Source organism: Nonomuraea sp. NPDC004580 (assembly GCF_040609855.1).
In the GTDB taxonomy this organism is placed as follows: Bacteria; Actinomycetota; Actinomycetes; order Streptosporangiales; family Streptosporangiaceae; genus Nonomuraea; species Nonomuraea salmonea.
The window spans coordinates 197,248-223,047 of record NZ_JBEXLH010000003.1 but is presented as its reverse complement, the minus strand read 5'-3'; the positions used below and the strand labels follow the sequence as shown (position 1 = coordinate 223,047).

The window sequence follows — 25,800 nt, the reverse complement described above, 5'->3', positions numbered from 1 at the left end:
GGCGCCGGGTGCAGAGGCCGTGTCAGGACCACTCGTCACTCACCGCCTCGTTGCACGCCTGAGCCGCGAGTCCGCGCTGCCAGGCCAGCGTCACGTCGTCCCCCAGCCCGGAATAGCGCCAGGAGTCCGGCACCGCCTCCGACTCCCCCGACCACAGCGGGGTCCGGTAGGTGAACCGCACCGGCTGCGGCTCCCTCGGCACCTTGGCGCAGTCACCGACGTGCACGCTTCTGGAGATCGAGACCAACTCGTAGGCCGCCACCCTGACTGACGCCCGCTCGCGCTTCGTCCCGTCGGGAGGCAGCAGGCGCAGGCCGGGGACGTCGAGCGCGATCCCCGTGATCGTGAACGGGACCGGCCCCTCGTTCCATACTTCGAGCGTCATGGAGGTGACGAGCCGCCCGGCCTCGTCGCGGTAGGAGAGCCCTTCATCGGCCGTCCAGTCGGCCCGTGGCTCTGTCGCGCCCGCCCACGACAGAATGACGGCGACGACGGCGAGCACCGCACCACTCCAGCCCACCGCCCCGGACCCGGATAAGCGCCGACTGCCGATGCCTAATCGCCGCCATATTTCATCGGGATGCATGGCACAGCACCTTATATCGTGTCCCGGTGATGATATGGGTGATGGGGGCCGCTGCCATTTCCGCGGCGGCGATGACGGTGTCACGGGAAATGCTCACGAGGTTCGCCACGTTGAGCGGTTATCCGATCACCCTGGAAAATGCGCCGCAGGTCATCGCGTATTTCTCGCGATTACGCCGATGGCGGCTGGTCGCCGTCATTCTGGCCGTTCCGGTGGCGGGTTTCAGCGGCGACCCGTTCTATCTCGTCGCGGGCTGGTGCACCGGGCCGCTGTTGGCGGCGAGGCGCGCGCCGTTCTTCGACATGGCTGTCCCGCGTGCCCTGTGGCTGACGTCCGTGACCGCCGCCGCACTGGCCGGCGTCCACCTGGTCCTGTCGGATGACCCGGGCAGAACGCTGCTGCCGCACGCCGCCGTGGTCGTCGCCGTCGCGACGGCCGTGACGCTCGCGGACCGGCGCCCGCGCATGGAGGATCAAGATCAGGCGGCGCGGGCGCTGGGCGCTTGGTCGGCGCGGAACGTGCACCTCGCGGGCAGTGCGGTCGTGCTGGCGAGCGTCCTGCTCGTCCCCGGCCGCCCGCCCTGGGACGAACCGCCCGGCCACAGCGGACCCGCCGAGGTGACGGCGATTCCGGCCACGTTCGAGACCGTCGACGAGTACGACGCCCCGACCTGCCCGTGGTTCGACGAGACCGTGGCCCCGTGCCGGTTCTGGGGGTCGACGGCGAGCCGTTCCCGCAGGCGGCTGCCTATGTCGTAGAACCCGGCAAGGCGCCGCGCAGCGCTCCCTTCGCCGTCGCGGGGAACCGCAAGGCCGTGGTCTACCTGCACGCGAAGGACCGCCGTTTGACGTACCAGAACGCGCGCGGTACCCGTCCGCTCACCCCGCCCCTGACCGACGCCGACGTGCCCGCTGTCACCTTCAAAGGCCGTTTCGTGGTCATGTCGGGAGACGGCGCGCAGGTCATCGACACCCGCACCTGGGCGCCGCTGCTGACCGCCGGCGCGCGGGAGGTTCACGACGTCAACGCGGCCGGCGTCATCGTCACCAAGGGCGATCGGGTCCTCGTCCTCGACCTCAAGGGCAGGCAACGCATGCGGCTCCCGGTCGGAAAAGGCGGCGACACCTATCACCTGCGCCCCGACGGCGGCCGGCTGGTCGTCATCCGATGGGCGAAGCAGCGCGCGGAAACCTATGACCCGGCCACCGGGAAACGCCTGTCGGCCGTCACCTATCGCTTTCCCGGTGATGACTGGCTGGAGAATGTGCCGGGCTGGTCGAAGGGCGGGCGATTCCTGCTGCACAGCGCGTACGAGGACCGCTCCTATTCGCTCGACCTGGCGACGGGAAGGCTGACGCCCCGGTGAAAAGGCGGCGGCCCGCCGATTACCCTACCGGGGGCCTGAGAGAGGCCGCCATATCGCGGTGCCGGCGGCGTCTGCACCTGCCCGCGCGTCGAGCACATCCGGTTTTCTGCCAGACGTCGGGGTCCCTCCTGGTGAGGAGGGACCCCGGCGTCCGCCGGACGTTGGCGCTCCAGGGCCCCCACTGGAGCGATGCCAGATTAGTAGCTTCATGTCCGTTTTGTGAAGATATGCGGACCACTCCACTGCGCCATCGCGACATTGACTTTATGTAGTCAATAGATTACTACTCGTTGGGTCACTGATGGCAGCTGGAAGGACACGTTCCGTGCGCAAGACTCTCACCGCCCTCGCCGCCGCGTGCTGCGCCCTGGGTGCGGCCGCCGCCCCCGCCCAGGCCGCCCCCGCCGGCAACGCACCCTCCTGCGTGGTCGTCTGGCAGACGACCGGCACCATCACCAAGACCGGCTACGCGCGCAACGACTGCAGCAGGACGCTGCGCCTGAAGATCGTGTGGGCCCACGGCACCGACGGCCAGTGCCACACGGTCCGCCCCGGCGGGACGATCTGGTCGAAGGTGGCCCGCGGCGTCCGTACGTTCGACGGCGCCAACTCCTGCTGACCTCCTGAGTACGGCGAGGCCGCCTGGCCTCGCCGTGGTTTGCAACCGGTTGCACCGCGTTTCCAGCGGAAACAGGCGGCGGACGTCTGGATCACCGCAACGGGTCGGCATATGCTCCGGGCGGTCCCGAGCGTGACAGGGAGAGTTGCCCGTGCTGAGCCGCCGCACCGCCATGCGTGCCCTGGCGATGTCCGCCATCGCCGTCCCCATCCTCACCCCAGAAGCCGCCCTCGCCCGCGGGTCTGGAACACCCGCTGCTTGGGCCCGTGCGAACCGCATCGCCGCGCGCGTCCGCCCGCCCGTCTTCCCGCACCGCCGCTTCGCCATCACCCGCTTCGGCGCGCGCGGCGACGGCACGACCGACTGCACCGCCGCCATCCGCGCCGCGATCAGGGCCTGCCACCGGGCGGGCGGCGGCCACGTGGACGTGCCGGAAGGCCGCTGGCTCACCGGTCCCATCCACCTGCTCGACCGCGTGGACCTGCACGTCAAGGAGGGCGCCACGCTGCTGTTCAGCACCGACCCGAAGGCGTACCTGCCGCTCGTGCCGACCCGGTTCGAGGGCGTCGAGCTGTTCAACTACTCGCCGCTCATCTACGCCTACGGCCGCAGCGACATCGCCGTGACCGGGTCGGGCGTCCTCGACGGGCAGGCCGGCGACGAGCACTGGTGGCCGTGGAAGGGGTCGAGCGACCACGGCTGGGAGCCGGGCGAGCCGACCCAGGCCGCCGCGCGGGCCGCCCTGTTCGCCCAGGCCGAGCAGGGGGTGCCGGTCGCGCGGCGCCGCTACGGCGAGGGCGGTTACCTGCGGCCCTCCTTCATCGAGCCGTACCGGTGCCGCAACGTGCTCATCGAGGGCGTCACCATCGTCAACTCCCCCATGTGGGAGATCCACCCCACCTTGTCAGAGAACGTCCTCGTCCAGAACGTCATCGTCGTCTCCCACGGACCCAACAACGACGGCTGCAACCCCGAGTCCAGCCGCATGGTGGTGATCAGGGGCTGCACGTTCGACACCGGCGACGACTGCATCGCGATCAAGTCGGGCCGCAACGCCGACGGCCGCCGGGTGAACGTCCCCAGCGAGCACATCCTGGTCGAGAACTGCACCTTCCGCGACGGGCACGGCGGCATGACGATCGGCAGCGAGATGTCGGGCGGGGTGCGCGAGGTGTTCATCAGGGACTGCGCGATGTCCAGCCCCAACCTCGACATCGCGCTGCGGTTCAAGACGAACTCCGTACGCGGCGGGTTCATCGAGGGCTTCCACGCCAGGGACCTGGAGATCGGGCAGGTCGGCGGCTCGGTGATCGATGTGAACTTCTTCTACGAGGAAGGGCCTGGGCACGGGTTCGACCCGTCCGTACGCGGGATCGACGTCAGGGACGTGACCGTACGGACCGCCAGGCGCGCGCTCAACCTGCGCGGCTACCCGGAGGCGCCGATCCGCGACGTCACCCTCACCGACGTGGACTTCGGCGCCACCGCCACCGCGAACGTCATCGAGAACGTCGAGAACCTCGTGCTCAAGAACGTCACCGCCGACGGCGTCCCCGTCACGACCTGAGAATCGCCACGCTCTCCCGCCAGTCCGCAGGCATCTCGTGCCTGGTCAGGCCCGTCTCACCCGGCCTCCACGAAGCGACCACCCCCGCGTGGTCGCTCTCGCGGGGGTGGTCGTCCGCCGTGGTGACGAAGCCGCCCGCGAGCACCAGCCGTCCGTCCGGCGTCCAGCGCATGCGGCGGCTCCTGACGTCCACGGGGAGGGGCATGGACGGGACGTGCGTCCATGCGAGCGTGCGCGTGTCCAGCACCCAGACGTCCAGCGACTCGTGCGCGCCGAGGGTGGGGGTGAGGAACGGAACGGCGACGTACGTGCCGTTCGAACTCACCTCACCCTCGGCCACCGCGCCCGTGCCGATCGGCCTGCCGACCGGCCGTTCCTCCTCACCTGGCACCACCAAGGCGAGCCGCCCGTCCTTCCGCTCGACCAGCAGTTCCCTGGACGTCGCGGCGACGATCCGCGGATAGCGGGCGGTCTTCCGCAGACTGTCATGGGTCAGGAGCAGCGACTCGCGCCGGTGCCTGGCGTGCAGCCCGTAAGGCGTGTCGGCGTACGGCAGGGCACCGCAGGGGCTCCACTTGGGGCGGCGCAGGATCGTCCCGTCCTCGGCCTGCTCGCGTACAGTGCAAGGACCGCCGTACTCCGGCTGATCCGTCACCCAGAAACCCGAGCCGTCAGCGGCAGGGAACGCGTTCCAGCCGCTGGCGAGTTCGACCGCCTTGGACCCTTTGAGCAGATACAGCCGCACCTGGTTGACGCCAGGACCGCTCGCGGCGATCACCGTGTGCGGCCCTTGGACGGTGGCCGTGAGCGTGACCCTCTGATCCGCCGGCAGCCCGGTCACAGGCGTCGCGGCGCCGGTGTCCACGTCCACGATCGTCGTGCCGCCCACCAGCAACCGGATCCCGCTCGGCCGTGGACTCCCCGTGGCTCGCCCGGCCTGGGGAGCAGCGGCACAACCCACCGCGAACAGCAGCACGAGCACCGGCCACACCCTGCCCGCCCACATGCGGAGAAGCTACCGGAAAACCCTCTCTCGTAGCATGCGAAGATCCCGGTGTAGGCACGACGCGACGAAAGAGACCCCCGCCATGGCCGTCATCCACCGCACCACCCTCAAGCCGACCAAGCTGGAACTGCTCACCGCCTGGCTCCCCACCCGCCCGTGGCACCGCGGCTCGGCCGCGCCCGAGCTGTCGAAGGCGGGCGGCTTCCGGCTGGACGATCCCGAGGGCGCGGTAGGCATCGAGTTCATGGTGGTCAACGACACGTCAGGCGGCCGGGCGACGGCGTACCTGGTGCCGCTCACGTACCGGGGAGCGCCGCTCGCGGACGCCGAACACGCCCTCATCGGCACCGCCGAGCACGGCGTCCTGGGCCGCCGCTGGATCTACGACGGCTGCCACGACCCCGTACTGATCGCCCAGCTGACGGCCCTGCTCGAAGGCCAGGTGGCAGCCCAAGACCAGAACACCACCGACACCCCCGACCCCACCATCACCGTCTCCTACACCGCGACGCCGGCAGGCCCCGCTGAGACCGGCACCACCGACGATAGAGACGGCACGATCCTCCCCGGCCCGTCCGGCGCGGCTCTCCGCCTCCACCGCGTCCTCCAGCCCGCGGCCCGGCCGGCCACAACCGGCCACATCACCGGCCCCTGGTCCAACTCCGACGGCACCAAGGCCAGCGGCCCTTTCCTCACCGTCCACCCACGACATTGAGCGACCGCAAGGCCATCGGCCGGACGCCCACGGGAGGGACCGGCCGGACGATTCAGCGCTGCTTGAGGCGGGCGGCTTCCTTACGGGCCTCGGCCTGGACGCCGCGCTCGTGCTCAAGCCACTCCGGGTTCTCCGCCTTCAGCTGCTCGATCTCGGCCGTGGTGAGCGGCTCGGTGATGCCGGCCCTGGCCAGGCCGGAGATGGAGACGCCGAGCTTGGCGGCCACGACCTGCTTGGGATGCGGGCCGTTGCGGCGCAGGTCGGTGAGCCAGGCGGGCGGGTTGGCCTGCAGCGCGTTCAGCTCGTCCCTGGAGACGACGCCCGCGCGGAACTCGGCGGGGGTGGCCGAGAAGAGGACACCCAGCTTTTGGCCGCCGTCTCGGGCTTCATCGTCTGAATGCTCTTCGGTTTGGACGAGGTCATGGCGCCAAGCGTAGCCAGTCGGGAGGGGTTCGCTGACATCGGTACGCTGTGGCGGTGACCGATGGTGAGACGTTCCGGCTGGCGTACGTGCCCGGCGTGACCCCCGCGAAGTGGGTGAACGTCTGGACCGAGCGGCTGCCCGACGTACCGATCACCCTGTCCATGGCGCCCACCTCCGAGGTGGTGGCGCTCCTGCGCGACGGCGGCGCCGACGCCGGCTTCGTCCGGCTCCCGATCGACCGCGACGGCCTCAACGTCATCCCTCTGTACGTCGAGACCACGGTGGTCGTGACGCCGAAGGACCACGCGGTGGCCGCCGCCGACGAGGTGACGCTCGCCGACCTGGCCGACGACGACATCTTCCATCCCCTGGACGACGCTCTCCAGTGGACGGCGCTCCCCGGCCGCCCCGCCTTCACCCGCCCGCCCACCACGGCCGACACCATCCCGCTGGTGGCCTCCGGCGCCGGCCTCGTCCTGGTCCCCCAGTCGTTGGCCCGCCTGTACCACCGCAAAGACCTCACGTACCGGCCCGTGACGGACGCCCCGCAATCACAGATCGGCCTGACCTGGCTGACGGACGCGACGACGGACCTGATGGAAGACTTCATCGGCATAGTCCGCGGCCGCACGGTCAACAGCACCCGCGGCCGCCCCCGCCCCACCGTCCCCGAAAAACCCAAGAAGCCAGCACAAAAACGCCGCACCCCTCCCCCACGAAACCGCAGAGGCCGACGCCGCTGAGCCCGCCGTACCGCTACCGGAGAGCCCGACCATGTTCCAGGTAGCCGGTCAGACCACGTTCCCGTGCGGTGACGGCTGCCTTGACCCGACGGGCGAGCCGCTCGATCAGCAACCCGTCGAGCTCCTCGGCGGAATGAAAAGCGAAGGCGCTCAGCTCGCCGTCCGGGAAGGTGATCCGCTCAAGCACCTCGCCCTGCAGAACCCCGCCGTCGAACACGAACAACACCAGCTCGCCCGCCACCGCATCAGGCGCCCAATCGACCACGAGCAGCCGCCCGATCCGAGGCTCGATCCCCAGCTCTTCCCGCACCTCCCGGACGCACGCCTCGTACGGGGTCTCCCCCGGCTCCACGAACCCACCCGGGATGTCGAGGGTGGGCTTGTACGTGGGCGTGACCACCATCACCCGGCCACCCTCATCAACGAACAGCGCCCCAGCGGCAGCCCGAGCCCAAGCGAACCGCACACCCCCTTGATCACTCACACCCTCGCCCCTCACAACGGCCTGAACCGCGCCACCTGTACCCGCTACTCCGACGTGTATTGGTCGCGTCCCTGCTGAGCGGTGAACGACTTGCTGACCACCTGCTCGCCCACCTGAACTCGCCATTGGTAACGCCCAGGTCCAAGCTGGAGAGGAGGAATGCTGACGCTGAATGCCGCATCGATCAGCGTTTCTGCCGCAAGCTCGGGCGGCTGCCCTATCTCGAGATCGCCGCTATGAACGACCGGCGTCCGCTCGCCATCCGGCTTGGTCACCTGAACCGGCTGACCGTTCTCATCACAGAGTTGGAGCCGAAGTGGAATCTTCTGGTTCGCGCGATCCCGCGGGATGCCCATCAGCACGACGACAGCATGTGGCGCGACAGGCGCTCCGGTTACGGACCAACCGGCGCCGAGCATGTGCACCTTGCCGCTCGGATCAGAGACAGCCGCGTCACACAGGATGAGCTGGATATCGATGGGTGCGGCCATCAGCAGACGTTGACCAGTACGGAGCCGCTCGTCCTGGTCTCCCCGACCGTGGGCGTCCCCACGATCGTCAGGTGCTCGTTGAACCCACGATCGGGCCTGCGGGTCACCCGCTTCTCGCCACGCTCGAACGCCTCAAGGATGTCTTGGACGGGTTCGTCCTCTTCGTAGAAATCGTTGGCGCTCATGTACGTCATGATGCCCTCCAGAGCATGCTTGAGACCAGCGACGATCAGATTGGGTACGCGCTGCCGAGGTTGTAGACATCACCGTCAAGTTCAGTGGCGGGATAGAGGACGACCAGCGTCGTCATCCCCCGTATGCGCACCTGCACCAGGGCTCGGACGCCACGCTCCGGATGATGGTGCCAGGTGTACACCAGTCCCTCACGGCACACGACCGCGTCCCTTACCTCAAGGGCGCTCAGTCCATGGCGATTCTGGATCTTCTCTGCGGTCTTTGCACTGACATTCAGCCATGCAACCCACAGCTCCTCCCTCATGCCGCTCCGCCTGTCCGGGCACTACTGTGCGTGTCCGTACCAGCGCGCTACATGATGACCCGCCACGAAGATCGTTCGCATTGAGACGGTCACATCGGGCCGCGAGCAGAAGCGTCCCGGCGGAAAGACTCCACATACCGCCGACCTGCAAGCCGCTCGTCCGGAGCCGTCGTCGCCGTTCGGGATCAGCCTAGGCGAGGGCGACGAGGTGGTAGCAGCGGAAGCAGGTGCGTTCGTCCGGGCTGACTTCGCCGCGGTCCACCCAATACAGGCCCGGCTCTATCTCGGCGCTGATCGCCTCCGCATCCATCTCGCCCCGCGCCTGGTCGATCCGCACCTCCGGTCCAGGCGCCGCGGCGTCGAGAAGCACCATCGGCCCGCCGACGTCCACGATCGGCCCTTGCTCCCAGACGACGTCGCGCAATCTCGACACCGCCCGCTCCACGTCACCATCGGAATCGGCGTACATCCACTGCACGAAGAGCCGCTCGAAGAACGTGGTCCGCGCAGGCTCATCCCAGAGAATCACTGCCGACCGGTCTCGCCCGAACCCGATGACCCCGAAGCCTTCGACCGCGCATGCCGCCTCGTAGTCGGCGCCGTTCACGCCGGTCCACTCGTGCAACGCCTCCGCAGGCATGAGCGCCAGCGGTCCGCGCGAGGACTCCACCCAGATCCGCACGTCCCGTCCTTTCCCACACCGCTGAAATCCGCTTGGTCCCCAACGCCCACCCGGGCATCATGGTCGCCATGCCGGAACTCATCGACCCGACCAGCAAACTGAGGACATCGTTCGTGGCCGCGGTGAAAGAGTTCCGCGCCGACCAGGATTATCCGGTGCCGTGGTTCGTCGAGGACGTCGACCCGCAGGCTCTCGTGGATTCGGCGGCTTTCGAGGCGTACACCGTGCGCGTCATCAACGAGCGGACCGCATCGGGCGTACGTCCCGGATTCGTGCCGATGACCACCCTGTGGTGGGCCGACGGCGAGCAGTTCCTCGGAAGAATGGCCATCCGCCACCACCTCACTCCGGCTCTGGAGAAGTGGGGCGGTCACATCGGCTATGACGTCCGGCCCAGCGCACGCCGCCAGGGCCACGCGACGGCCATGCTGGCGGCGGCGCTCCCGATCGCGAAAAGCCTGGGCATTTCCCGGGCGCTGGTCATGTGCGACAAGACCAATGTCGCCTCCCGGCGGGTCATCGAAGCCAACGGCGGGCAATTGCTCGACCTCACCGACCAGAAGCGCCGCTATTGGGTCCCGACCATTTAGAACGGCCAGCCGGCGTCACCCCCGGCCTCCAGCAAAGGAATCAACGCGAACATGGAGTCGGAGAAACCGCCGAACTCGTGCCGGTTCCCCCGCCCGGCCGGCATGGCGGCGTACCGATAACCCTGAAGGTTGAAGCCGTACATGGGGACATGCTCAGGTGCGGCGGACGTGACGCCGCGCCCGATGGAGCGCGTCATGGTCTGCATGTCCGACAGGATGACGACGCGATCATGCCCCCGGTACGTGCTCCGCACGGCCTTCGCGATCCGCGTACCGTTCCCGACCTCCCCGATTCGCCGGCAGAACCGCCGCATCTCCGCCAGCACCGCGCCATCCGCAGGAACGGGGTGCTCGAAGACCCCGTCGGCGAAGCCGTACAGATCCACATGTGAGCCCCGGACGGCGAGCGTGACGCCGAACAGCGCCGCCGCCTGCACCGGCGAGACCGACGAACGCGCCGCGACCGCCCCCGACGTCATGGACGCGGACGTGTCGACGAGGACGAGCGTCCGCCCCTTGAACGACGGCACGTTCGAGGTCGCCAGCGTGAGCGCCCGGTCCAGCGTGGCCCCCATCGCGACGACGAGGACGCCCGGTACGCGGAGTAGAACCGGAACGGTAGCTGCCGCGACCTGGCCGCCTCGTCCGGGTCCGCGAGTTTCGCCATGATCTGTTCGGCGACGGCGTCACCGATGCCGGCCGCGTCGAAGTTGCGCGGTTCCGGAGCAGGGCCATGTACCCCATGCTCGGGATGATCACCTCCCACACCTGCACGTCCAGGGGCCCTTGGAGCCATCCGGCCAGCGCCTCCCAGGTCATGCCCGCGTCGGCGAGCGTCGCCGCGGGCCGGCCCTGGGTGAGGAGCGCGCGCCGCTCGGCGACGGGGATCGACATCAGGTACGCGCGCCGCCGTAAAACCTCCAGCGACTCGGGAAGGCCGTTGTCCCGGTTGTGGCGCCGATCGAGGGCATGCCGGAAAAGGTCCCCCTGCCATGGCTTGTCCGGGTGTGGGGCCGGGTGGACGAGGTCGATGACGTCCCCGAACCGGAAACCCTTGGAGCCGGTGTCGTACTTGAGCAGGCTCCGCTCGGTGTAGAGCCGCTGGACGGCGTCCGCGACGCCGCGCTTGACCGGCTTCGGGATGGATCGCCGATACGTGGCCGTCCAATAAGCGAGCGCCTCGCCCGGCTCGTCGGCGCGCTGCAGCACTCCGTCGACGAGCCCCCGGTTCAGCCCATGCTGACCCGCGGCGAGCCGCGCCTTGACCGCTTCGAGCGCGGCGACGAGCGACGCGGAGCGCATGTTCGCCTCGGTACGCAGCCACGGCAGGAATCGGGCCAACCATTCACCGTCCTCGACGGCCACCTGTGGACGAGCCGCCGGAACCGGCCGTCGCGATCACCGGCCCGCTCGTAATAGGTGTCCTCGCCGACCATGCTCGAGACCGCGATGAGGAAGAGCGCGCTCTTGGGGTCGCCTACGTAGCCGGAGGCGCCCTCGTACGTGCCGGAAGGCGGCTCCCGCTCCGTCACGACGGGAGACGTGCCACGGTCGAGCACCACGAAATGCCTCCCGAACGTAGCCCGAGGTCAGGAGAACGTGCCCGAGATCAAAGCGGCGAAGCGTCACGACCGATGCTCTGCCATCTGAGCTACCGAGGCCGAAGCCTGCGGGCAGGACTCGAACCTGCGACACACGGGAGAAGAATTCCTCGCCTGCGCACCGGGCACGTTCCCGGAGATCCTATCCCGCTACTTCCTCAGCCAGAGCATGTAGAACGGGCTGTCCCAGCGGCAGTCGTATTCCTTGTAGTTCTCCATGATCAGCTTGGCCGTCCCCGCCTGAACGCAGGTCGTCAGCGTCCGGAATCCCTGATACGGGAACCAGCCGGCAGCCGCGGCGCTGGCCGGGGCGGCGGTGAGGGTACCGGTGGCGAGAGCGCCGGCCATGGCCATTGTCACGCCGAAACGTGCGGCTTTGCGTCGCATGACATCGTCCTTTCTCTATGGGCGACACACGCGCCGCCCGTACGGATGACCTCACGCTACGGCCTGTTGATCTAGAAAATCCCCGATCATGGATCTTGTCGGAAAAGTATGGATCATGAGCGGACGGCGCGCAGGGGCAGCTCGGCCAGGGCGTTGCGGCTGTTGCTGGGGGGAGCGGCGAGCCGACGACCCCTCATACGCCTTGCCGGCTGGAGCCACCTGCTCTTCGTCGCTCGGCTCAGCCCGCGATCCCGCTGTTCAAGGACCCGGCCCAGTGGCCGCTGGTCAGTATGTCAACGGCGGCCTCAACGCGTCGTAAGCTTCTTCAGAAGAAGCACAGAACGAGTCCCGATGCCGGGTCACATCTCCTTGTCACCGGACTTGATGAAGCGCTCAAGAAGCCACCTCGAAAGCCGTATGGTGACGCCCGCCAGAAGCGCGCAACAGACCAGCATCACCAGAACCACCCCGATGCCGACAAGCGCAAGAATCTTCCCGGAGGAGGCACTGAAAAAGTCGCCGGCCGTTATGCCCAACGCAGTGAGTACGCCTCCACCCATCAGGGCGAACACCAACATCAGCCCAGCCCGGATGGAAACAGCTAACAACCTCTCAGCATGCATGCGCGGTGACCCCAGTCGGCTCTCGCAGAACATCCGCCTCGCTGACAGAGTGCTGCATCAGCCTACCTTTACGATGAGCAAGACCGTAGTGCCGGGTCAGGGACATCGACCTCGGCGCTCACCCTCTGAAGCGGCCGTGAAGATCCCGGTCCCGCAAAGGGAACACGGGAAGGCAGGACAATGACACGAACCCCCGTTTCCATGATCGGAGACGGGGCTGATGTCGCAGGTGGGCGGTACTGGGTTCGAACCAGTGACCCCTCGCTTGTAAATCAACCCAGAAAGGGGCGGGCCCAGCACCGGCACCCGCCCTGACCTGGGCGCATGGTCCACTGCTGTCCGAACTTGTCCAAGGCGATTGTCCCCAGATAGTCACTCAGTCAGGAGCGTTCGTGATCAGCCGGGCAACAGCGTGAAGGCCTCGACGTGGCGTGGGCGCACGATCCGGAAGTGCCGGTGGTCGACTGTCGCGACCTCCCTCAGCCCCAATCGCTCGGCAATCGCGATGACGGCGGCGTCCACCAGTCCGAGAGGGAGGTCGACGTATCTCTCGACGAGTTCGGCCATACGAGGAAGGTCCTCGCCCTCCAGCTCGGCCAGGTGGAACCCATTGCCACCGAACGACTTCAGGAACGTGACCTCAGCCTGCGGTCCGACACGAGATTCCAGGAGATAGCCGACCTCTCCCATCACCGGGGACGGCACCAGCAGCGGCCCCTCCGCCTGACGGAGCAGCTTGAGACAGGCATGGTGGTGCTCATCCTTGACGTTGCCGGCGGCCAGTAGAACACCGGTGTCGCACAGGAGCACCTCAGCGGCCCATCTCCGAGCGCAGGATCTCCTCGTGCCGTTCGGCGAGGTCAGGCTCAGCCTCAAAGGATGCGAAGAACGGGAGGTCGCGATCCACAGGGGCAGGTTCGTCCAGCCGACCACGGATCAGCTCCAGAGCGGGCCGCAGCTCCGACTCCGGCAACTGGTCCACGAGATGGTGCAGTTCTTCGCGCATTACGCTCATGTCACCAGTCTAGGTCTGAGACCTGAGGAGGGCACGAGTATCAGACGCAGCCCGGCCCCTCAAGCAGGGAAAGGTCTACTCAGGGAGCCGCGCCGATGCCCTCTGGAGTGTCGTAGCCGTGCCGGGCTGCAAGCGACAGAAGGACTCTGGCCAGGCAGACATCGGCACCGAACCCAGCGAACTCGAGACGCCGCTGGTTAGCCCATTGCAGGCGATCGCCCAAAAAGTCCTGAGACGGCGAATGCCGCGACGGGGTTGCGCTGCAGCAGCCAACAAAGGCCTTTCCATGGATGGCAAGGACCTTCACCGCGCCGCAGGCCGTCACGTCAGCGCTACGTAGGCCGCTTCCCACCACTGCCATCTCGCCGCTGAGATCCCCGCCAATGAAGCCGCTCAGCAGTGGGAAAGCTACAGCTCTGACCTAGGCCCGATGGCGCTCCGACACCGCGGTCACGAGACGGTGTACCACGACCGGTTCAGGTGATCAGCTGCCCTCTACCAGCGCGTCACGTCTGTCGGCACAGAACGGCGGAAACGACGACAAGATCACCGATGTCTCAACAGCACGATCGCGCAGTTTCTGCCGACCGAGGCGAGTGGTGACTGAACAAGATTGAATTGCGTTGGCTACTGACACGTTGATGGCACGAAGCCCCGTTTCCATGATCGGAGACGGGGCTGATATCGCAGGTGGGCGGTACTGGGTTCGAACCAGTGACCCCTCGCTTGTAAGGCGAGTGCTCTACCGCTGAGCTAACCGCCCCTGATCGGCACTACACCTTACGACACCAACGGACCCGATCGCACATCCACGACCCACCCGGGCCCCAGCTCGGGGCGGCCGGCGGCGCGCCAGCCCAGGAGGGCGGCGCCGAGCATGCCGGCGTCCACGCCGAGTGCGGCGGGGACGAGCGGGGGCGCCTCGCGGAAGGCCAGGCGCTTGATCAGGCGCGTGCGTACCGGGTCGAACAGGGCGGGGCCGGCTTCGGCGAGGCCGCCGCCGAGGACGATGACGGACGGGTCCAGGAGCAGCGTGTACGTGGCCAGCGCCAGCGACAGCGCCTCCACGGCCTCGTCCCAGACCTCGATGGCGATGGGATCGTCGGAGGAGACCACCTGCTCGGCCTTGACGCCCTCGACGCCGGCCCGCTGGCTGTAGCGGCGCCCGACGGAGGCCGCCGACGCGTACGTCTCCAGACAGCCGAACTGCCCGCACGCGCACTGTTCGCCGTCGGGGAAGACGGGAGTGTGGCCGATCTCGCCCGCCCAGCCTGCGGCGCCGCCGTACGGCTCGCCGTTGATGATCGAGGCGCCGGCGATGCCGGTGCCGATGGGGAGGAAGAGGAAGTCGGAGACGCCGCGGCCCGCGCCGAGAATGCTCTCCGCCAGGCCCCCGGTACGTACGTCGTGCCCGAGCATGACCGGGATGTCCAGGGTGGTGAAGTCCGTGGCGGGGACGTCCCGCCAGCCCAGGTTCGTCGCGTATACGGCGGTGCTCTCCGTCACCAGCCCCGGTACGGCGAGCCCGACGCCGGCGGGGATGCCGTCGCCCGATCCGGCCAGGTGGCTGATGAAGTCGGAGATCGCGGCCACGACCGCCTCCGGTCCCTCGGTCCGAGGGGTGGGGCGCCGCTCGCTCAGCAGCACCGCGCCGGACTCGCTGACCAGGCCGCCCTTCATGGACGTGCCACCGACGTCAAGCGCGACGACGAACGAACTCATTGCGGACACGGAAGGAGACGATAGCGCAGCTCAGCAAATGTCCGGAAAGGGTGTCCGGCCCCAGGCACAAGATCAGCACGTGAACGCGACGTCGATCGGCCGCCGACCACGACCTTGATCAACCAGCCGGACCGGGGTCCGTGACAGGGGTACACGACCTGTGCGGAGGCCGGGGGGCAGGGCATCCCAGACATGTTCAATGCGGCGTCCCAGACACGTTCGGTACGGCGTCCCAGACACGATCAAGCTGTGGCGCGCATCCCGTTCAAGACGCCCCAAACCATCACACAGCCCCGCGAACCCAAGTGAAGCACCCTAAGCCCGCCACAACACCCGCAACCCCGCACAAGCCCCCTCAGGCCCGCCCGAGGACCCGGTTGAGCGCCGCCTCCACCTCGGCCGACAGTCCAGGGGGTGCGGCGACGGTGGGTGGGTGAATGGGGTCGGTGGACGAGCGGGCCATCCAGACGGCACCGCACCCCCGGCACTCCACCTCGCCCAGCCGGCAGAACAGCGCCGTCGACCCGCACGTCGCGCAGGAGTCGAGGTCGAGGTCGTGCAGCCGCTGACAGTCAGGGCAGATGAGCACCTGGGACTCGTGGCGCACTCCGCGCTGCCACGGGCTGGCTCCGCGCACCGGGTCCGTCTGCCGGGCCCCGCACCGGAAGCAGGGCATCGTTTCCTCCGAAGTCGGCGATGTCCTTGAACGTCATGCGATATCGGCGAGTGCCTTGACATAGTCGGCGACGTCACGTGCCGAAGAGATCGGATTGACCACCGACCACCGGATCACGCCCTCGCCGTCGATGATGAAGGTCCCCCGCTGCGCGAGCCCCTTCGCCTCATCGAAGACACCGTACGCCTGCGCGACCTGTCCGTGTGGCCAGAAATCAGAGAGCAGGGGGAACGTGTAACCCTCGCGATCGGCCCACGCACGGTGCGTGAAGACCGAGTCGACGGACACGGTCAGCAACCGGGCGCCCTCGATGGGCTGATCGCGCAGGGCGGACAGCTCGCTGCCGCAGATGCCGCTGAACGCCAGCGGGTAGAAGACCAGCACGACCTTCTCACCCCGGAACTGTCGCAGGCTCACCGGGGTGCCGTGCTGGTCCTGTAGCTCGAAATGAGGAGCCTGGGCGCCGACCTCGGCAGGATGTGCGTTCACAGGTCCATCCTGCCGTACGGCGGGCGCTCGGGGCTCCTACCGGCGGCTGCCCTTCGGCGGGACGAGCCTGGTCCCGGACCAGTCGGGTGCGGCGGAGATGCTGCTCGTCTGCGAGAGACCCGCGGTGGCGGCATCCTCCCCGATGTCGCTCGGCTCCACGTGGCCATCGCGCCCGGCCTTGGGAGTCAGCAGCCAGATCTGGCCGCCGTCGGCGAGTGCTCGCATGGCGTTGGTCAGAGCGTCGAAGAGGTCGCCGTCACCGTCGCGCCACCACAGCAGCACCACGTCGACGACGTCATCACTGTCCTCATCCAGCAGCTCGTTGCCGGTCAGGTCTTCGATGGAGTCGCGAAGCTCGTCGTCGACGTCCTCGTCCCAACCGATCTCCTGCACCACCTGACCCGGCTTGAGGCCGAGTCGTTCGGCCAGGCCGCGCTCGCCCTGCGCCTGACCCGCGGTCGCGCTCACGTTTATCCCTCCTGCTTGAGTGGCCCCGCTTATGCGGTTTATCGCTTCGGCACAGTCCACACGCTGTGACCCTCAGTCGTCAACGGTCGCCACGGGTGCGGCCCTGGTCGGCCAGAATCAATCAGACAAAAACGACAGCCGCACCTGGCGTTGCGGGTTGTCGACGTTCAGGTCGATCAAGGCGACCGACTGCCATGTGCCCAGTGCCATTCGCCCGCGCAGCACGGGGATCGTGGCGTACGGCGGGATCAGTGCGGGCATCACGTGGGACCTGCCGTGACCTCGCGAACCGTGGGCATGACGCCATCGATCGTCGGCGGGCAGCAGGTCGCGCAGCGCGGCCAGCAGGTCGTCGTCGCTGCCCGAGCCCAGCTCAAGCAGCGCGACCCCGGCCGTGGCGTGGGGCACGAAGACATGCAGCAGCCCGTCGCCGCCCTGACCGCGTACGAATTCGGCGCATTCGGCCGTGATGTCGTGCACGGTCTCCCGGGAACCGGTGGCCACAGCGATGACTTCAGATCTCACGCGAAAATCTTACTGATGCAGCACCACGGCATCGGGCCCGGGAAAGACCAGGCAGGTGTGCCCGTCGTCGTACTGAACCCGGTACGGGGGCGTGCCGTCCACGCCCTGGACCTCAGTGATGACGCCACTCCTGTCCCTTTCGCCCACGGTATTGCCATGTACCAGGAGGCGGTCACCAACCGTCGCATTCATACCTCTCACATTGGTACGTGGAATGCCGTACGAAAAGTGAGATTCCTAAGTTTTGCCGGGTCTGGAGGGCGCTCCAGAATCATGACCGGATTGTTACGGTGCATGGAGCGAACGTCGCCACCGCGAGAGCGACGGTTGGGAGCCCCGATCGGCGGCGACGCGCCCGGGCGGCGGGACACCGGACAGAGGGGCGAGGAGAGCCTCCAGGACACACCGGCGCAAGGCCCCCACGACGGAAGGAAGGCCGCGGCGGGCAGCCCGGGAACAGGCAGAGGCCGCCGCCCGCTCGCGCCGAAAGCCGGCGCATGACCCCGCTCAAGCCACCTGCGTGATCACAACCAAGAGGAGTCCGGCCAGGAGCGGCCGTCGGACGGCCGCGATCCCGTCCTGAGCGCCCGGACGACCTGGCCGGATAGACTCGCCCGCCGCGAGTGAGAAGCCTCCTCCGAGGGGGAGGCTAAGGCTACGGAGGAGACATCGCCGAAGCAGCCGGGAATCGAGCGAAATTTCGTTGGTTTTCTGGTCTTGTTAAATTGCTTCCGGGATGTAACCTTTGGTGGCGATTCGTCCTACCATCGGTGGTCTAGGCCATCAGGGGCGGCCCTGCCAGCAGGGACACTCTGGTTACTGGCTAGTAGAGATGCGTTTTCTCCGGCTAGAGACCAGGATGGAAGGCGACCCAGACCAGACATCAGTCCATCTCGGAAGGCGAGACCCAGTGGCTTCCGGACGCCAGCGATTCTCGATCATCAGCGACGGCCTACCCAGCCAGCTGCCTGATGTCGATCCCAGCGAGACCAACGAGTGGCTCGAGTCTCTCGACAACGTCGTCAAGACCGAGGGCCGCACCAGAGCCCGCTATCTCATGCTGCGCATGCTGGAGCGGGCCCGCGAGCACCAGGTCGGCGTGCCGGGCCTGCGCAGCACCGACTACATCAACACGATCCCGCCGGAGCGCGAGCCATGGTTCCCGGGTGACGAGCACGTCGAGCGCCGCATCCGTGCCTACATCCGCTGGAACGCGGCCGTCATGGTGTCGCGAGCCAACGCCCGCACCAACGTCGGCGGCCACATCGCCACCTACGCCTCGGCCGCCTCCCTTTATGAGGTGGGCTTCAACCACTTCTTCCGCGGCAAGGACCACGGCGAGTCCGGCGACCAGGTCTTCTTCCAGGGTCACGCGGCCCCGGGCATCTACGCGCGCGCGTACCTCGAGGGCCGGCTCAACGAGGCCCAGCTCGACGCGTTCCGCCAGGAGCTGTCGCACGGCTTCCACGGCCTGCCCTCCTACCCGCACCCGCGGCTCATGCCCGACTTCTGGGAGTTCCCGACGGTGTCGATGGGTCTCGGCCCGATCGGCGCGATCTACCAGGCGCGGTTCAACCGCTACCTGTTCAACCGCCAGATCAAGGACACCAGCCGCAGCCACGTGTGGGCCTTCCTCGGCGACGGCGAGATGGACGAGCCCGAGTCGCTGGGCGCGATCGGCCTGGCCGCGCGCGAGGAGCTCGACAACCTCACGTTCGTGATCAACTGCAACCTGCAGCGGCTCGACGGCCCGGTACGCGGCAACGGCAAGATCATCCAGGAGCTGGAGTCGTACTTCCGCGGCGCCGGCTGGAACGTGATCAAGGTCGTCTGGGGCCGCGACTGGGACCCGCTGCTGGCGGCCGACGTCGACGGCGTGCTGGTCAACCAGATGAACACGACCCCCGACGGCCAGTTCCAGACCTACTCGGTCGAGTCGGGCGCCTACATCCGCGACCACTTCTTCGGCTCCGACCCGCGCCTGCGCAAGATGGTCGAGCACCTCACCGACGACGACATCCGCAAGCTGTCGCGCGGCGGCCACGACTACCGCAAGGTCTACGCCGCGTTCAAGGCGGCCCGCGAGCACGTCGGCCAGCCGACGGTGATCCTCGCCCAGACCATCAAGGGCTGGACGCTGGGCAAGGACTTCGAGGCGCGCAACGCCACCCACCAGATGAAGAAGCTCACCAAGGCCGAGCTGAAGGAGTTCAGGGACCGGCTCTACCTGCCGATCCCCGACTCCGCGCTGGAGGGCGACCTGCCTCCTTACTTCCACCCGGGCGAGAACGACCCCGAGATCCAGTACATGAAGGAGCGCCGCGCGGCGCTCGGCGGCGTGCTGCCCAAGCGGGTCATCCGCGCCAAGCCGGTCAAGCTGCCCGGCGACGAGGTCTACGCCACCTTCCAGAAGGGCTCGGGCAAGCAGCAGGTCGCCACCACGATGGCGTTCGTGCGGCTGCTGAAGGACCTCATGCGCGACAAGGAGATCGGCCACCGGTTCGTGCCGATCATCCCCGACGAGGCCCGGACGTTCGGCATGGACGCCATGTTCCCGACGGCCAAGATCTACTCGCCCCACGGGCAGACGTACGAGGCCGTCGACAGGGAGCTGCTGCTGTCGTACAAGGAGGCGACGCAGGGGCAGATCCTGCACGAGGGCATCAGCGAGTCGGGCTCGATGGCCTCGGCGATCGCGGCCGGCACCTCCTACGCCACGCACGGCGAGCACATGATCCCGATCTACATCTTCTACTCGATGTTCGGGTGGCAGCGCACCGGCGACCAGATGTGGCAGATGGGCGACCAGATGGGCCGCGGCTTCCTGCTCGGCGCCACCGCGGGCCGCACCACGCTCAACGGCGAGGGCCTGCAGCACGAAGACGGTCACACTCCGCTCATCGCCTCGACGAACCCGGCCGCCGTCTCCTACGACCCGTCGTGGGCGTTCGAGGTGGCCTACATCGTCAAGGACGGGCTCAGGCGCATGTACGGCGACCAGCCCGAGGACGTCTTCTACTACCTGACCGTCTACAACGAGCCCTACCTGCAGCCGGCCCAGCCCGCCGACCTCGACGTGCAGGGGCTGCTCAAGGGCCTGTACAAGTTCGCCGACGGCCCGGAGACGCAGGGGCCCAAGGCCAACATCCTGTCCTCCGGCGTGGCGGGCCCGTGGGCCATGGAGGCGCAGCGGCTGCTGGCCGAGCACTGGGGCGTGTCGGCCACGGTGTGGTCGGCCACGTCGTGGTCCGAGCTGCGCCGCGACGCGCTGGCGTGCGACGAGCACAACCTGCTCAACCCCGACGCCGAGCGCCGCGTCCCCTACGTCACGCAGGCGCTGTCGCAGGCGCAGGGCCCGTTCGTGGGCGTCAGCGACTACATGAAGGCCGTGCAGGACCAGATCGCGCAGTGGGTGCCGGGTGACTGGTCCTCGCTGGGCACCGACGGGTTCGGCCTGTCCGACACCCGCTCGGCGCTGCGCCGCCACTTCCACGTCGACGCCGCCTCGATCACGCTGGCCGTGCTGAGCAGCCTGGTCAAGCGGGGCGAACTCGACGGCGAGGTGCTGCGCGAGGCCATCGCCCGCTACCACCTCAAGAACGGTGTCACCGAGGCGGGCGGCGCGGAGAGCAACGACACCCAGTCGATGGGTGTCTGACCCGACCGGGATACGGCGCTCCCGCGAAGATCTTCGCGGGAGCGCCGTCATATCAGGCCGTCCGGGCCGTCGGGCATCTGAGGCGGCACGTTCAGGAGGGGTACGTGCCGCCTCACTCACCATTGGTGCACGTTGCCGTATTGTGGGCACTACTTCCCCCTGAAGAGATGTGAGGGGAAGTTTCGTCATGCGTCGCGTTATAGCCGCCGCCCTGGCCCTTGCGGCCGCCGGCTGCTCCACCGCACCCGCCCAGCCGGCCTCGGAGGCCCTCGACGGCGCGAGCCCCGGGCCCGCCGCATCAGGGTCGATCGCCTGGGGGCCGTGCACCGACATCAAGCGTCCCGACGGCGAGCCGCCCGCCCGCCAGGACGCCTCCGTACGGTGCGGCAAGCTCGCGGTGCCCCTCGACTACGCCGAGCCGGACGGCGAGAAGATCGACCTCGCGCTCATCAAGCTGCCCGCCACCGGCAAGGCGAAGAAGCTCGGCTCGATGGTGTTCAACTTCGGCGGGCCAGGGGCCTCCGGCGTCGACACGCTCGACCAGGCCGCCAAGGCGCTGACCGCGCTGCGCGCCCGCTACGACCTGATCAGCTTCGACCCGCGCGGGGTCGAGCGCAGCTCCGGCGTACGCTGCGGCGACGGCGCCGAGATGGACAGGTTCACCTCGCTCAACACGTTGCCGGCCGACGCGCGGACGCACCAGGCGGCCGAGGCGGCCAACAAGGAGTTCGCCGCCCTCTGCCAGGAGCACTCCGGCAAGATCCTGCCCCACGTCGGCACCGTGAACGCCGCCCGCGACATGGACCGCATCCGCGAGGCCGTCGGCGACCCCGAGCTCAACTACGTCGGCATGTCGTACGGCACCCAGCTCGGCGGCGTCTACGCCACCCTGTTCCCGAAGAACGTCGGCCGCATGGTGCTCGACGCGCCGCTCGACCCGACCGTCACGTTCGAGCAGCGCACGCTGGCCCAGACGCGCGGCTTCCAGCAGGCGTACGAGAGCTTCCTCAAGGCGTGCGTGAAGGACGGCAGCTGCGCGGCCGGCAAGACGACCGAGGAGGCCAACGCGAACGTGGCCCGGCTGATGAACCAGCTGACCACCAAGCCGCTGCAGGTGGGCGGCCGCGCGCTGACCCAGGGCCTGGCCTCCACCGGCGTGGCCGCCGCGCTCTACTCGGAGCTGACCTGGCCCTTCCTCGAGCAGGCGCTGGGCGAGGCGCTCAAGGGGCGGGGCGAGGCGCTGATGTACCTCGCCGACTCCTACACCGGGCGCGACCAGAACGGCAACTACTCCACGCAGATGACCAGCTTCCCCGCCATCACCTGCGTCGACACCGCGGAGCGGCCCGACGAGGCGACGCTGCGCCGCACGGAGGCGGCGGCGCTGAAGATCTCGCCGCTGTTCGGCAGCGAGGGCTCGGGCGGGCTGTGCCGGGTTTGGCCGGCCAAGGGCAGCGACGAGGCCAGGCACGTGGACGCCACCGGGTCCGCGCCGATCCTCGTGGTGGGCGGCAAGGGCGACCCGGCCACGCCGTACGAATGGGCGCCCAAGCTGACGGCCCAGCTCAAGACCGCGACGCTGGTGACGTACGAGGGCGAGGGGCATGGGGCGTACCTGTCGGGCAGCAAGTGCGTGCAGGGGATCGTGGACGCCTACCTGATCGACGGCAAGATGCCGCAGAAGGGCACCACTTGCCCCGCGGCCTAATGTGGATCGGGTGACTGACTACCTCGCGAGGATCGAAGCCGAGACGAGCAGGCTGGCGGCGCTGTCGGGCGACCTGTCGGTGCCGGTGCCGAGCTGTCCTGGCTGGACGATCGCCGACCTGGTCACCCACGTCGGGCGGCTGCACCGCTGGACCGTGCACGTGCTGGGCAACCAGGTGCAGGAGCGGATCTGGTCGCTCCAGGTGCCGACCGGCCTGCCGGAGGGAGTCCCCGGCGACGCGGCGTGGCTGACGGCGGGGGCCGGCGAGATGCTGGAGACGCTGCGCGCCACCGACCCCGCGACGCCCGTGTGGTCGTGGGGGCCGGACAAGCAGGCCTCGTGGTGGCCGCGCCGGATGTTCTTCGAGCTGCTGATCCACCGGGTGGACGCCGAGCTCGCGCTCGGCATCGACCCGGAGATCCCGGCGGAGACCGCGATCGACGGCATCGAAGAGCTGCTGCACAACCTGCCGTCCGCCAGGTGGGTCACCAAGCCGCTGGCCGAGCTCGGCCTGGAGGGGGCCACGATCCACCTCCACGCGAGCGACGCCGACGGCGAGTGGACCATCACGCAGGGCCCCGCCGGGACGATCACCTGGGAGCGCGGGCACGCCAAGGGCGACGTGGCCGTGCGCGGCCCGGCCGCCGACCTGCTGCTCGTGCTCTACGGCCGCCGCTCACCCGCCGCGGTGACCGTGCACGGCGACCAGGGCCTCCTCGACCGCTGGCTGTCGGCCGCCTCCCTCTGAGCACCGCCCTGCTCCCTGACCGCCGCCTCCGAGCACCGACTCCGAGCACCGTCCGAGCACCGTCCGAGCACCGTCCGAGCACCGCGAGCGCAAGGGCCCTGGACGCGCCGCCGCGCGGCGATAGGCGGCGTGTGCAGGGCGACGGGTGACCCGCCCCGCGCAGGCGGGGCGGCCCGCTCGCCGGGACCGGGATCTCGCGGGGAAGGCGCTCTCTCCGGCCGGCGAGCGGATGATCACCTGGGATGGAAGATCATGCGCTCCTCGTTGTTCGAACACCACAAGGATGTATCCCTATGGCGACAACCCCCTGTCGGTGTTTTCGAAAAAACTCTCGGATCAGTCAGTCGAGCACCGTGCCGTGCACGACCATCTCGGGCACGTCGGTGGCGAAGCCCTCAAGGGGCCGGTCGGGGCAGCGCTCGGCGGTGACGGTGGCGGCCGCGATGCGGTCGAGGCGGAAGACGCGCACGTCGTCGCGCAGCCGGCACCACGCCACGAGATACCAGAACCCGCCACGCCCGCCCAGGAACACACCAGGCTCGACGTCGCGCGAGGTCAGCGCCCCCTTGGCATCGGCGTAGTCGAGCCTGAGCACCCGGCGGCGCAGCAGCGCCTCCTCGATGGCCCGGGAGATGCCCTCGCCGCCCATCGGCCGGACCTCCGGCTCGTCCTGCGGGCGCGCGAGCTGCACGCGCCTGGCCAGCTCTCTGGCCAGCTCGCCCTCGGTGCCCGGCATGGCGGCCACCACCTTGCGTAACGCGCTGCGGGCCTGGTGGCCGAACGGCTGGTCGCCGGCCCGGCTGAGCGCCACCGCGATGGCCACCGCCTCGGTCGGCGTGAAGTTGAGCGGGGGCAGGGAGGCCTTCCTGTCGATCGCGTAGCCGCCCTTGCGACCCGGCTCCGCGTAGATCGGCACGCCCGACTCCTGCAACGCGGTGATGTCGCGCTCGATCGTGCGTACGCTCACCTCGAACCGCGCGGCCAGCTCGCGGGCGGAGCGGCAGCGTGGCGCGATGGCGCGCAGGTCTTCGACGAGCGCGTAGAGCCGGTCGGTACGGTTCACAAGCGGAACGCTACGCGCCGCCACCGACAATCGCGGGCCGCGCGGCAGCCCCGCGACACCCACCTAACCGCGCCGCCACAGGGGTCTCACGCCCGCGTCACCACCCCGGGGACCCCCGACAAAAGCGGAACGACCTTCCACGCGACATGTGAGCCGTACTCGCCTTTCCGCCGCGTGACGATCCGCGGTTCTTTCCGGCATTCGACCGTGCATCCAGCCGTACAGTCAGCCCCGCGTCCAGCCGAGCAGCCGGTCGAGCGGCCAGGTGTTGACGATCCTGTCCGCCTCGATCCCGCACCTCGCGGCCCGCTCGCAGCCGTTGCGCTGCCAGTCGAGCTGCCCCGGCGCGTGCGCGTCGGAGTCGATCGCGAACAGACAGCCCATCTCGTACGCCAGCCGCATCAGCCGCTTGGGCGGGTCGAGCCGGTCGGGCCTGGAGTTGATCTCGACCGCCACCGAGAACCGCCGGCACGCCTCGAAGACCAGCTCCGCCTCGAACTCCGACTCCGGGCGCTTCACCCCCCGCCTGCCGCCCGCCCGCACGACGCGGCCCGTGCAGTGGCCGAGCACGTCCACGCGGGGGTCGGCGATGGCGGTGACCATGCGGCGGGTCATGTCCTCCGCGCCCATGCGCAGCTTGGAGTGCACGCCGGCGACCACCACGTCCAGCCGGTCGAGCAGCTCGGGCTCCTGGTCGAGCGAGCCGTCGAGGTTCACGTCCACCTCGATGCCGGTGAGGATCCTGAACGGCGCCAGCCGCTCGTTGAGCGCGGCCACCTCGTCGAGTTGCCGTTCGAGCCGCTCGGCCGAGAGCCCCTTGGCCACCGTCAGCCGCGGCGAGTGGTCGGTCAGGGCCAGGTAGTCGTGCCCGAGCGTGATCGCCGCCCGCGCCATCTCCTCGATCGGCGAGCCGCCGTCCGACCAGTCGGAGTGGCTGTGCAGGTCGCCCTTGAGCGCCGCGCGCAGCTCCGCGGTCTCCGCGTCGAGTTCCGTCCCGGCAGTCGCCCGCATTCGCCGCAAATAAGCTGGAACCTCACCCATAAGGCTTTCGTTAACCACAAGGGCGGTGACCTTCCCGATGCCGGGCAGATCACCGAGCCCGCCGTCACGGACCAGACGGGCGAGTTCTCCGGGGGACAGCTCATCGATCACCGCGGCGGCGCGGCGAAAGGCACGCACGCGGTACGGGGGCTCATCCGCGCGCTCGAGCAGAAAGGCGATCTCGCGCAGGGCCTCGACCGGATCCATGCGTCCAGTCCTACCCCAGGAGAGCGGCGACCGGGAGCACCAACCCTGATCAGGGCAAATCGGCCAGGGACCATTGATCAGGGCCAAGGGCCGCCGC

At 68.7% G+C, this 25,800-nt stretch carries 32 protein-coding genes and 1 tRNA gene; 11 read left to right on the top strand and 22 right to left on the bottom strand.

Features of this window, described 5'->3' with window-relative positions:
• Nucleotides 1–22: 22 nt before the first annotated feature.
• Complete coding sequence (locus tag ABZW11_RS06310; protein WP_355413236.1) at nucleotides 23–502, bottom strand: hypothetical protein; 480 nt, start codon at nucleotides 500–502, stop codon at nucleotides 23–25.
• Nucleotides 503–627: 125 nt separating this feature from the next.
• Between ABZW11_RS06310 and ABZW11_RS06305 the strand changes: the two genes are divergently transcribed.
• The 4 genes from ABZW11_RS06305 (at nucleotide 628) to ABZW11_RS06290 (ending at nucleotide 4,138) form a co-directional block, all read left to right on the top strand.
• The gene (locus tag ABZW11_RS06305) at nucleotides 628–1,344 is read left to right on the top strand and encodes a hypothetical protein (protein ID WP_355413234.1); all 717 of its coding nucleotides are present in this window, start codon (nucleotides 628–630) and stop codon (nucleotides 1,342–1,344) included.
• Nucleotides 1,287–1,952, top strand: coding sequence for a hypothetical protein (locus ABZW11_RS06300; protein WP_355413232.1), 666 nt, complete (start codon nucleotides 1,287–1,289; stop codon nucleotides 1,950–1,952). The genes ABZW11_RS06305 and ABZW11_RS06300 overlap by 58 nt, the downstream gene beginning before the upstream one ends.
• 325 nt (nucleotides 1,953–2,277) lie before the next feature.
• Entirely contained in the window at nucleotides 2,278–2,571 is a 294-nt protein-coding gene (locus ABZW11_RS06295) for a hypothetical protein (RefSeq protein ID WP_355413230.1), read from the top strand.
• 151 nt (nucleotides 2,572–2,722) lie between these two features.
• The gene (locus ABZW11_RS06290; protein WP_355413228.1) at nucleotides 2,723–4,138 is read left to right on the top strand and encodes a glycoside hydrolase family 28 protein; all 1,416 of its coding nucleotides are present in this window, start codon (nucleotides 2,723–2,725) and stop codon (nucleotides 4,136–4,138) included.
• On the opposite strand, the gene ABZW11_RS06285 is transcribed toward ABZW11_RS06290, so the two are convergent.
• The gene (locus tag ABZW11_RS06285; protein ID WP_355413226.1) at nucleotides 4,128–5,144 is read right to left on the bottom strand and encodes a hypothetical protein; all 1,017 of its coding nucleotides are present in this window, start codon (nucleotides 5,142–5,144) and stop codon (nucleotides 4,128–4,130) included. The two genes, ABZW11_RS06290 and ABZW11_RS06285, sit on opposite strands and share 11 nt — an antisense overlap.
• An 82-nt stretch (nucleotides 5,145–5,226) precedes the next feature.
• Here ABZW11_RS06285 and ABZW11_RS06280 point away from each other — a divergent pair, with 82 nt between their 5' ends.
• Entirely contained in the window at nucleotides 5,227–5,859 is a 633-nt protein-coding gene (locus ABZW11_RS06280) for a 1,4-alpha-glucan branching protein (RefSeq protein WP_355413224.1), read from the top strand.
• A 52-nt stretch (nucleotides 5,860–5,911) separates the two neighbouring features.
• Here ABZW11_RS06280 and ABZW11_RS06275 read toward each other — a convergent pair whose 3' ends face one another.
• Nucleotides 5,912–6,223, bottom strand: coding sequence for a DUF5997 family protein (locus ABZW11_RS06275; RefSeq protein WP_355413538.1), 312 nt, complete (start codon nucleotides 6,221–6,223; stop codon nucleotides 5,912–5,914).
• Between the two features lie 113 nt (nucleotides 6,224–6,336).
• Between ABZW11_RS06275 and ABZW11_RS06270 the strand changes: the two genes are divergently transcribed.
• Nucleotides 6,337–7,026 carry a LysR family substrate-binding domain-containing protein gene (locus tag ABZW11_RS06270; protein ID WP_355413222.1) on the top strand — a complete coding sequence of 230 codons (690 nt, stop codon included), beginning with the start codon at nucleotides 6,337–6,339 and terminating at the stop codon, nucleotides 7,024–7,026.
• Nucleotides 7,027–7,039: 13 nt separating this feature from the next.
• Here ABZW11_RS06270 and ABZW11_RS06265 read toward each other — a convergent pair whose 3' ends face one another.
• The 5 genes from ABZW11_RS06265 to ABZW11_RS06245 form a co-directional block, all read right to left on the bottom strand.
• Nucleotides 7,040–7,492: an NUDIX hydrolase gene (locus tag ABZW11_RS06265; RefSeq protein ID WP_355413220.1), complete on the bottom strand. Its 453-nt coding sequence runs from the start codon at nucleotides 7,490–7,492 to the stop codon at nucleotides 7,040–7,042.
• A 62-nt stretch (nucleotides 7,493–7,554) separates the two neighbouring features.
• On the bottom strand, nucleotides 7,555–8,001 hold the full coding sequence (locus ABZW11_RS06260; RefSeq protein ID WP_355413218.1) for a hypothetical protein: 447 nt from the start codon (nucleotides 7,999–8,001) through the stop codon (nucleotides 7,555–7,557).
• Nucleotides 8,001–8,186 carry a hypothetical protein gene (locus ABZW11_RS06255; protein ID WP_345387610.1) on the bottom strand — a complete coding sequence of 62 codons (186 nt, stop codon included), beginning with the start codon at nucleotides 8,184–8,186 and terminating at the stop codon, nucleotides 8,001–8,003. The genes ABZW11_RS06260 and ABZW11_RS06255 overlap by 1 nt, the downstream gene beginning before the upstream one ends.
• A gap of 44 nt (nucleotides 8,187–8,230) precedes the next feature.
• Nucleotides 8,231–8,500: a hypothetical protein gene (locus tag ABZW11_RS06250; RefSeq protein WP_355413216.1), complete on the bottom strand. Its 270-nt coding sequence runs from the start codon at nucleotides 8,498–8,500 to the stop codon at nucleotides 8,231–8,233.
• Nucleotides 8,501–8,690: 190 nt separating this feature from the next.
• Complete coding sequence (locus ABZW11_RS06245) at nucleotides 8,691–9,182, bottom strand: Imm21 family immunity protein (RefSeq protein ID WP_355413214.1); 492 nt, start codon at nucleotides 9,180–9,182, stop codon at nucleotides 8,691–8,693.
• A gap of 68 nt (nucleotides 9,183–9,250) precedes the next feature.
• Between ABZW11_RS06245 and ABZW11_RS06240 the strand changes: the two genes are divergently transcribed.
• Nucleotides 9,251–9,772, top strand: a complete 522-nt coding sequence (locus tag ABZW11_RS06240) for a GNAT family N-acetyltransferase (RefSeq protein WP_355413212.1) — start codon at nucleotides 9,251–9,253, stop codon at nucleotides 9,770–9,772.
• On the opposite strand, the gene ABZW11_RS06235 is transcribed toward ABZW11_RS06240, so the two are convergent.
• The gene (locus ABZW11_RS06235; protein WP_355413210.1) at nucleotides 9,769–10,347 is read right to left on the bottom strand and encodes a hypothetical protein; all 579 of its coding nucleotides are present in this window, start codon (nucleotides 10,345–10,347) and stop codon (nucleotides 9,769–9,771) included. The two genes, ABZW11_RS06240 and ABZW11_RS06235, sit on opposite strands and share 4 nt — an antisense overlap.
• A gap of 376 nt (nucleotides 10,348–10,723) precedes the next feature.
• Between ABZW11_RS06235 and ABZW11_RS06230 the strand changes: the two genes are divergently transcribed.
• Nucleotides 10,724–11,188: a hypothetical protein gene (locus ABZW11_RS06230; protein ID WP_355413208.1), complete on the top strand. Its 465-nt coding sequence runs from the start codon at nucleotides 10,724–10,726 to the stop codon at nucleotides 11,186–11,188.
• Nucleotides 11,189–11,523: 335 nt separating this feature from the next.
• Here ABZW11_RS06230 and ABZW11_RS06225 read toward each other — a convergent pair whose 3' ends face one another.
• The 11 genes from ABZW11_RS06225 to ABZW11_RS06175 form a co-directional block, all read right to left on the bottom strand.
• Nucleotides 11,524–11,760, bottom strand: a complete 237-nt coding sequence (locus ABZW11_RS06225; RefSeq protein ID WP_345387620.1) for a hypothetical protein — start codon at nucleotides 11,758–11,760, stop codon at nucleotides 11,524–11,526.
• A gap of 359 nt (nucleotides 11,761–12,119) precedes the next feature.
• Complete coding sequence (locus ABZW11_RS06220; RefSeq protein WP_355413206.1) at nucleotides 12,120–12,338, bottom strand: hypothetical protein; 219 nt, start codon at nucleotides 12,336–12,338, stop codon at nucleotides 12,120–12,122.
• Nucleotides 12,339–12,779: 441 nt separating this feature from the next.
• Nucleotides 12,780–13,193, bottom strand: coding sequence for a PIN domain-containing protein (locus tag ABZW11_RS06215; RefSeq protein WP_355413204.1), 414 nt, complete (start codon nucleotides 13,191–13,193; stop codon nucleotides 12,780–12,782).
• A 1-nt stretch (nucleotide 13,194) separates the two neighbouring features.
• Nucleotides 13,195–13,398, bottom strand: a complete 204-nt coding sequence (locus tag ABZW11_RS06210; protein ID WP_355413202.1) for a hypothetical protein — start codon at nucleotides 13,396–13,398, stop codon at nucleotides 13,195–13,197.
• Between the two features lie 691 nt (nucleotides 13,399–14,089).
• Nucleotides 14,090–14,161 (bottom strand) — tRNA-Val (locus ABZW11_RS06205).
• A 17-nt stretch (nucleotides 14,162–14,178) separates the two neighbouring features.
• Nucleotides 14,179–15,120 (bottom strand): ROK family protein, encoded by a 942-nt coding sequence (locus ABZW11_RS06200; RefSeq protein WP_355413200.1) that lies wholly within the window; start codon nucleotides 15,118–15,120, stop codon nucleotides 14,179–14,181.
• Nucleotides 15,121–15,475: 355 nt separating this feature from the next.
• Entirely contained in the window at nucleotides 15,476–15,757 is a 282-nt protein-coding gene (locus ABZW11_RS06195; RefSeq protein WP_355413198.1) for a hypothetical protein, read from the bottom strand.
• A 72-nt stretch (nucleotides 15,758–15,829) separates the two neighbouring features.
• Entirely contained in the window at nucleotides 15,830–16,285 is a 456-nt protein-coding gene (locus ABZW11_RS06190; protein ID WP_355413196.1) for a peroxiredoxin, read from the bottom strand.
• A gap of 36 nt (nucleotides 16,286–16,321) precedes the next feature.
• Complete coding sequence (locus tag ABZW11_RS06185) at nucleotides 16,322–16,753, bottom strand: DUF3052 domain-containing protein (RefSeq protein WP_345387640.1); 432 nt, start codon at nucleotides 16,751–16,753, stop codon at nucleotides 16,322–16,324.
• A gap of 117 nt (nucleotides 16,754–16,870) precedes the next feature.
• Nucleotides 16,871–17,278, bottom strand: coding sequence for a secondary thiamine-phosphate synthase enzyme YjbQ (locus tag ABZW11_RS06180; protein WP_355413194.1), 408 nt, complete (start codon nucleotides 17,276–17,278; stop codon nucleotides 16,871–16,873).
• A 9-nt stretch (nucleotides 17,279–17,287) separates the two neighbouring features.
• Complete coding sequence (locus ABZW11_RS06175; RefSeq protein ID WP_355413192.1) at nucleotides 17,288–17,470, bottom strand: DUF1918 domain-containing protein; 183 nt, start codon at nucleotides 17,468–17,470, stop codon at nucleotides 17,288–17,290.
• Nucleotides 17,471–18,188: 718 nt separating this feature from the next.
• On the opposite strand from ABZW11_RS06175, the gene aceE reads away from it, so the two are divergent.
• From aceE to ABZW11_RS06160, 3 genes are all read left to right on the top strand, one after another.
• Nucleotides 18,189–20,936 (top strand): pyruvate dehydrogenase (acetyl-transferring), homodimeric type, encoded by a 2,748-nt coding sequence (aceE, locus tag ABZW11_RS06170; protein WP_355413190.1) that lies wholly within the window; start codon nucleotides 18,189–18,191, stop codon nucleotides 20,934–20,936.
• A 187-nt stretch (nucleotides 20,937–21,123) separates the two neighbouring features.
• Nucleotides 21,124–22,644, top strand: coding sequence for an alpha/beta hydrolase (locus ABZW11_RS06165; RefSeq protein WP_355413188.1), 1,521 nt, complete (start codon nucleotides 21,124–21,126; stop codon nucleotides 22,642–22,644).
• 10 nt (nucleotides 22,645–22,654) lie between these two features.
• Nucleotides 22,655–23,392 (top strand): maleylpyruvate isomerase family mycothiol-dependent enzyme, encoded by a 738-nt coding sequence (locus tag ABZW11_RS06160; RefSeq protein ID WP_355413186.1) that lies wholly within the window; start codon nucleotides 22,655–22,657, stop codon nucleotides 23,390–23,392.
• Nucleotides 23,393–23,732: 340 nt separating this feature from the next.
• Here ABZW11_RS06160 and ABZW11_RS06155 read toward each other — a convergent pair whose 3' ends face one another.
• On the bottom strand, nucleotides 23,733–24,455 hold the full coding sequence (locus tag ABZW11_RS06155) for a YafY family protein (RefSeq protein ID WP_355413184.1): 723 nt from the start codon (nucleotides 24,453–24,455) through the stop codon (nucleotides 23,733–23,735).
• Between the two features lie 225 nt (nucleotides 24,456–24,680).
• The gene (locus ABZW11_RS06150) at nucleotides 24,681–25,703 is read right to left on the bottom strand and encodes a PHP domain-containing protein (protein WP_355413183.1); all 1,023 of its coding nucleotides are present in this window, start codon (nucleotides 25,701–25,703) and stop codon (nucleotides 24,681–24,683) included.
• Between the last annotated feature and the right edge of the window lie 97 nt (nucleotides 25,704–25,800).

Excerpts from the sequence above, each read along its gene's own strand:
- ABZW11_RS06175 (WP_355413192.1), bottom strand. The coding sequence starts at position 17,470 with ATGAATGCGACGGTTGGTGACCGCCTCCTGGTACATGGCAATACCGTG.
- ABZW11_RS06150 (WP_355413183.1), bottom strand. The coding sequence starts at position 25,703 with ATGGATCCGGTCGAGGCCCTGCGCGAGATCGCCTTTCTGCTCGAGCGC.
- ABZW11_RS06240 (WP_355413212.1), top strand. The coding sequence starts at position 9,251 with ATGCCGGAACTCATCGACCCGACCAGCAAACTGAGGACATCGTTCGTG.
- ABZW11_RS06280 (WP_355413224.1), top strand. The coding sequence starts at position 5,227 with ATGGCCGTCATCCACCGCACCACCCTCAAGCCGACCAAGCTGGAACTG.
- ABZW11_RS06260 (WP_355413218.1), bottom strand. The coding sequence starts at position 8,001 with ATGGCCGCACCCATCGATATCCAGCTCATCCTGTGTGACGCGGCTGTC.
- ABZW11_RS06165 (WP_355413188.1), top strand. The coding sequence starts at position 21,124 with ATGCGTCGCGTTATAGCCGCCGCCCTGGCCCTTGCGGCCGCCGGCTGC.
- ABZW11_RS06255 (WP_345387610.1), bottom strand. The coding sequence starts at position 8,186 with ATGAGCGCCAACGATTTCTACGAAGAGGACGAACCCGTCCAAGACATC.
- ABZW11_RS06250 (WP_355413216.1), bottom strand. The coding sequence starts at position 8,500 with ATGAGGGAGGAGCTGTGGGTTGCATGGCTGAATGTCAGTGCAAAGACC.
- ABZW11_RS06210 (WP_355413202.1), bottom strand. The coding sequence starts at position 13,398 with ATGAGCGTAATGCGCGAAGAACTGCACCATCTCGTGGACCAGTTGCCG.
- ABZW11_RS06285 (WP_355413226.1), bottom strand. The coding sequence starts at position 5,144 with ATGTGGGCGGGCAGGGTGTGGCCGGTGCTCGTGCTGCTGTTCGCGGTG.
- ABZW11_RS06235 (WP_355413210.1), bottom strand. The coding sequence starts at position 10,347 with ATGGGGGCCACGCTGGACCGGGCGCTCACGCTGGCGACCTCGAACGTG.
- ABZW11_RS06220 (WP_355413206.1), bottom strand. The coding sequence starts at position 12,338 with ATGTTGGTGTTCGCCCTGATGGGTGGAGGCGTACTCACTGCGTTGGGC.
- ABZW11_RS06225 (WP_345387620.1), bottom strand. The coding sequence starts at position 11,760 with ATGCGACGCAAAGCCGCACGTTTCGGCGTGACAATGGCCATGGCCGGC.
- ABZW11_RS06305 (WP_355413234.1), top strand. The coding sequence starts at position 628 with ATGGGGGCCGCTGCCATTTCCGCGGCGGCGATGACGGTGTCACGGGAA.
- ABZW11_RS06200 (WP_355413200.1), bottom strand. The coding sequence starts at position 15,120 with ATGAGTTCGTTCGTCGTCGCGCTTGACGTCGGTGGCACGTCCATGAAG.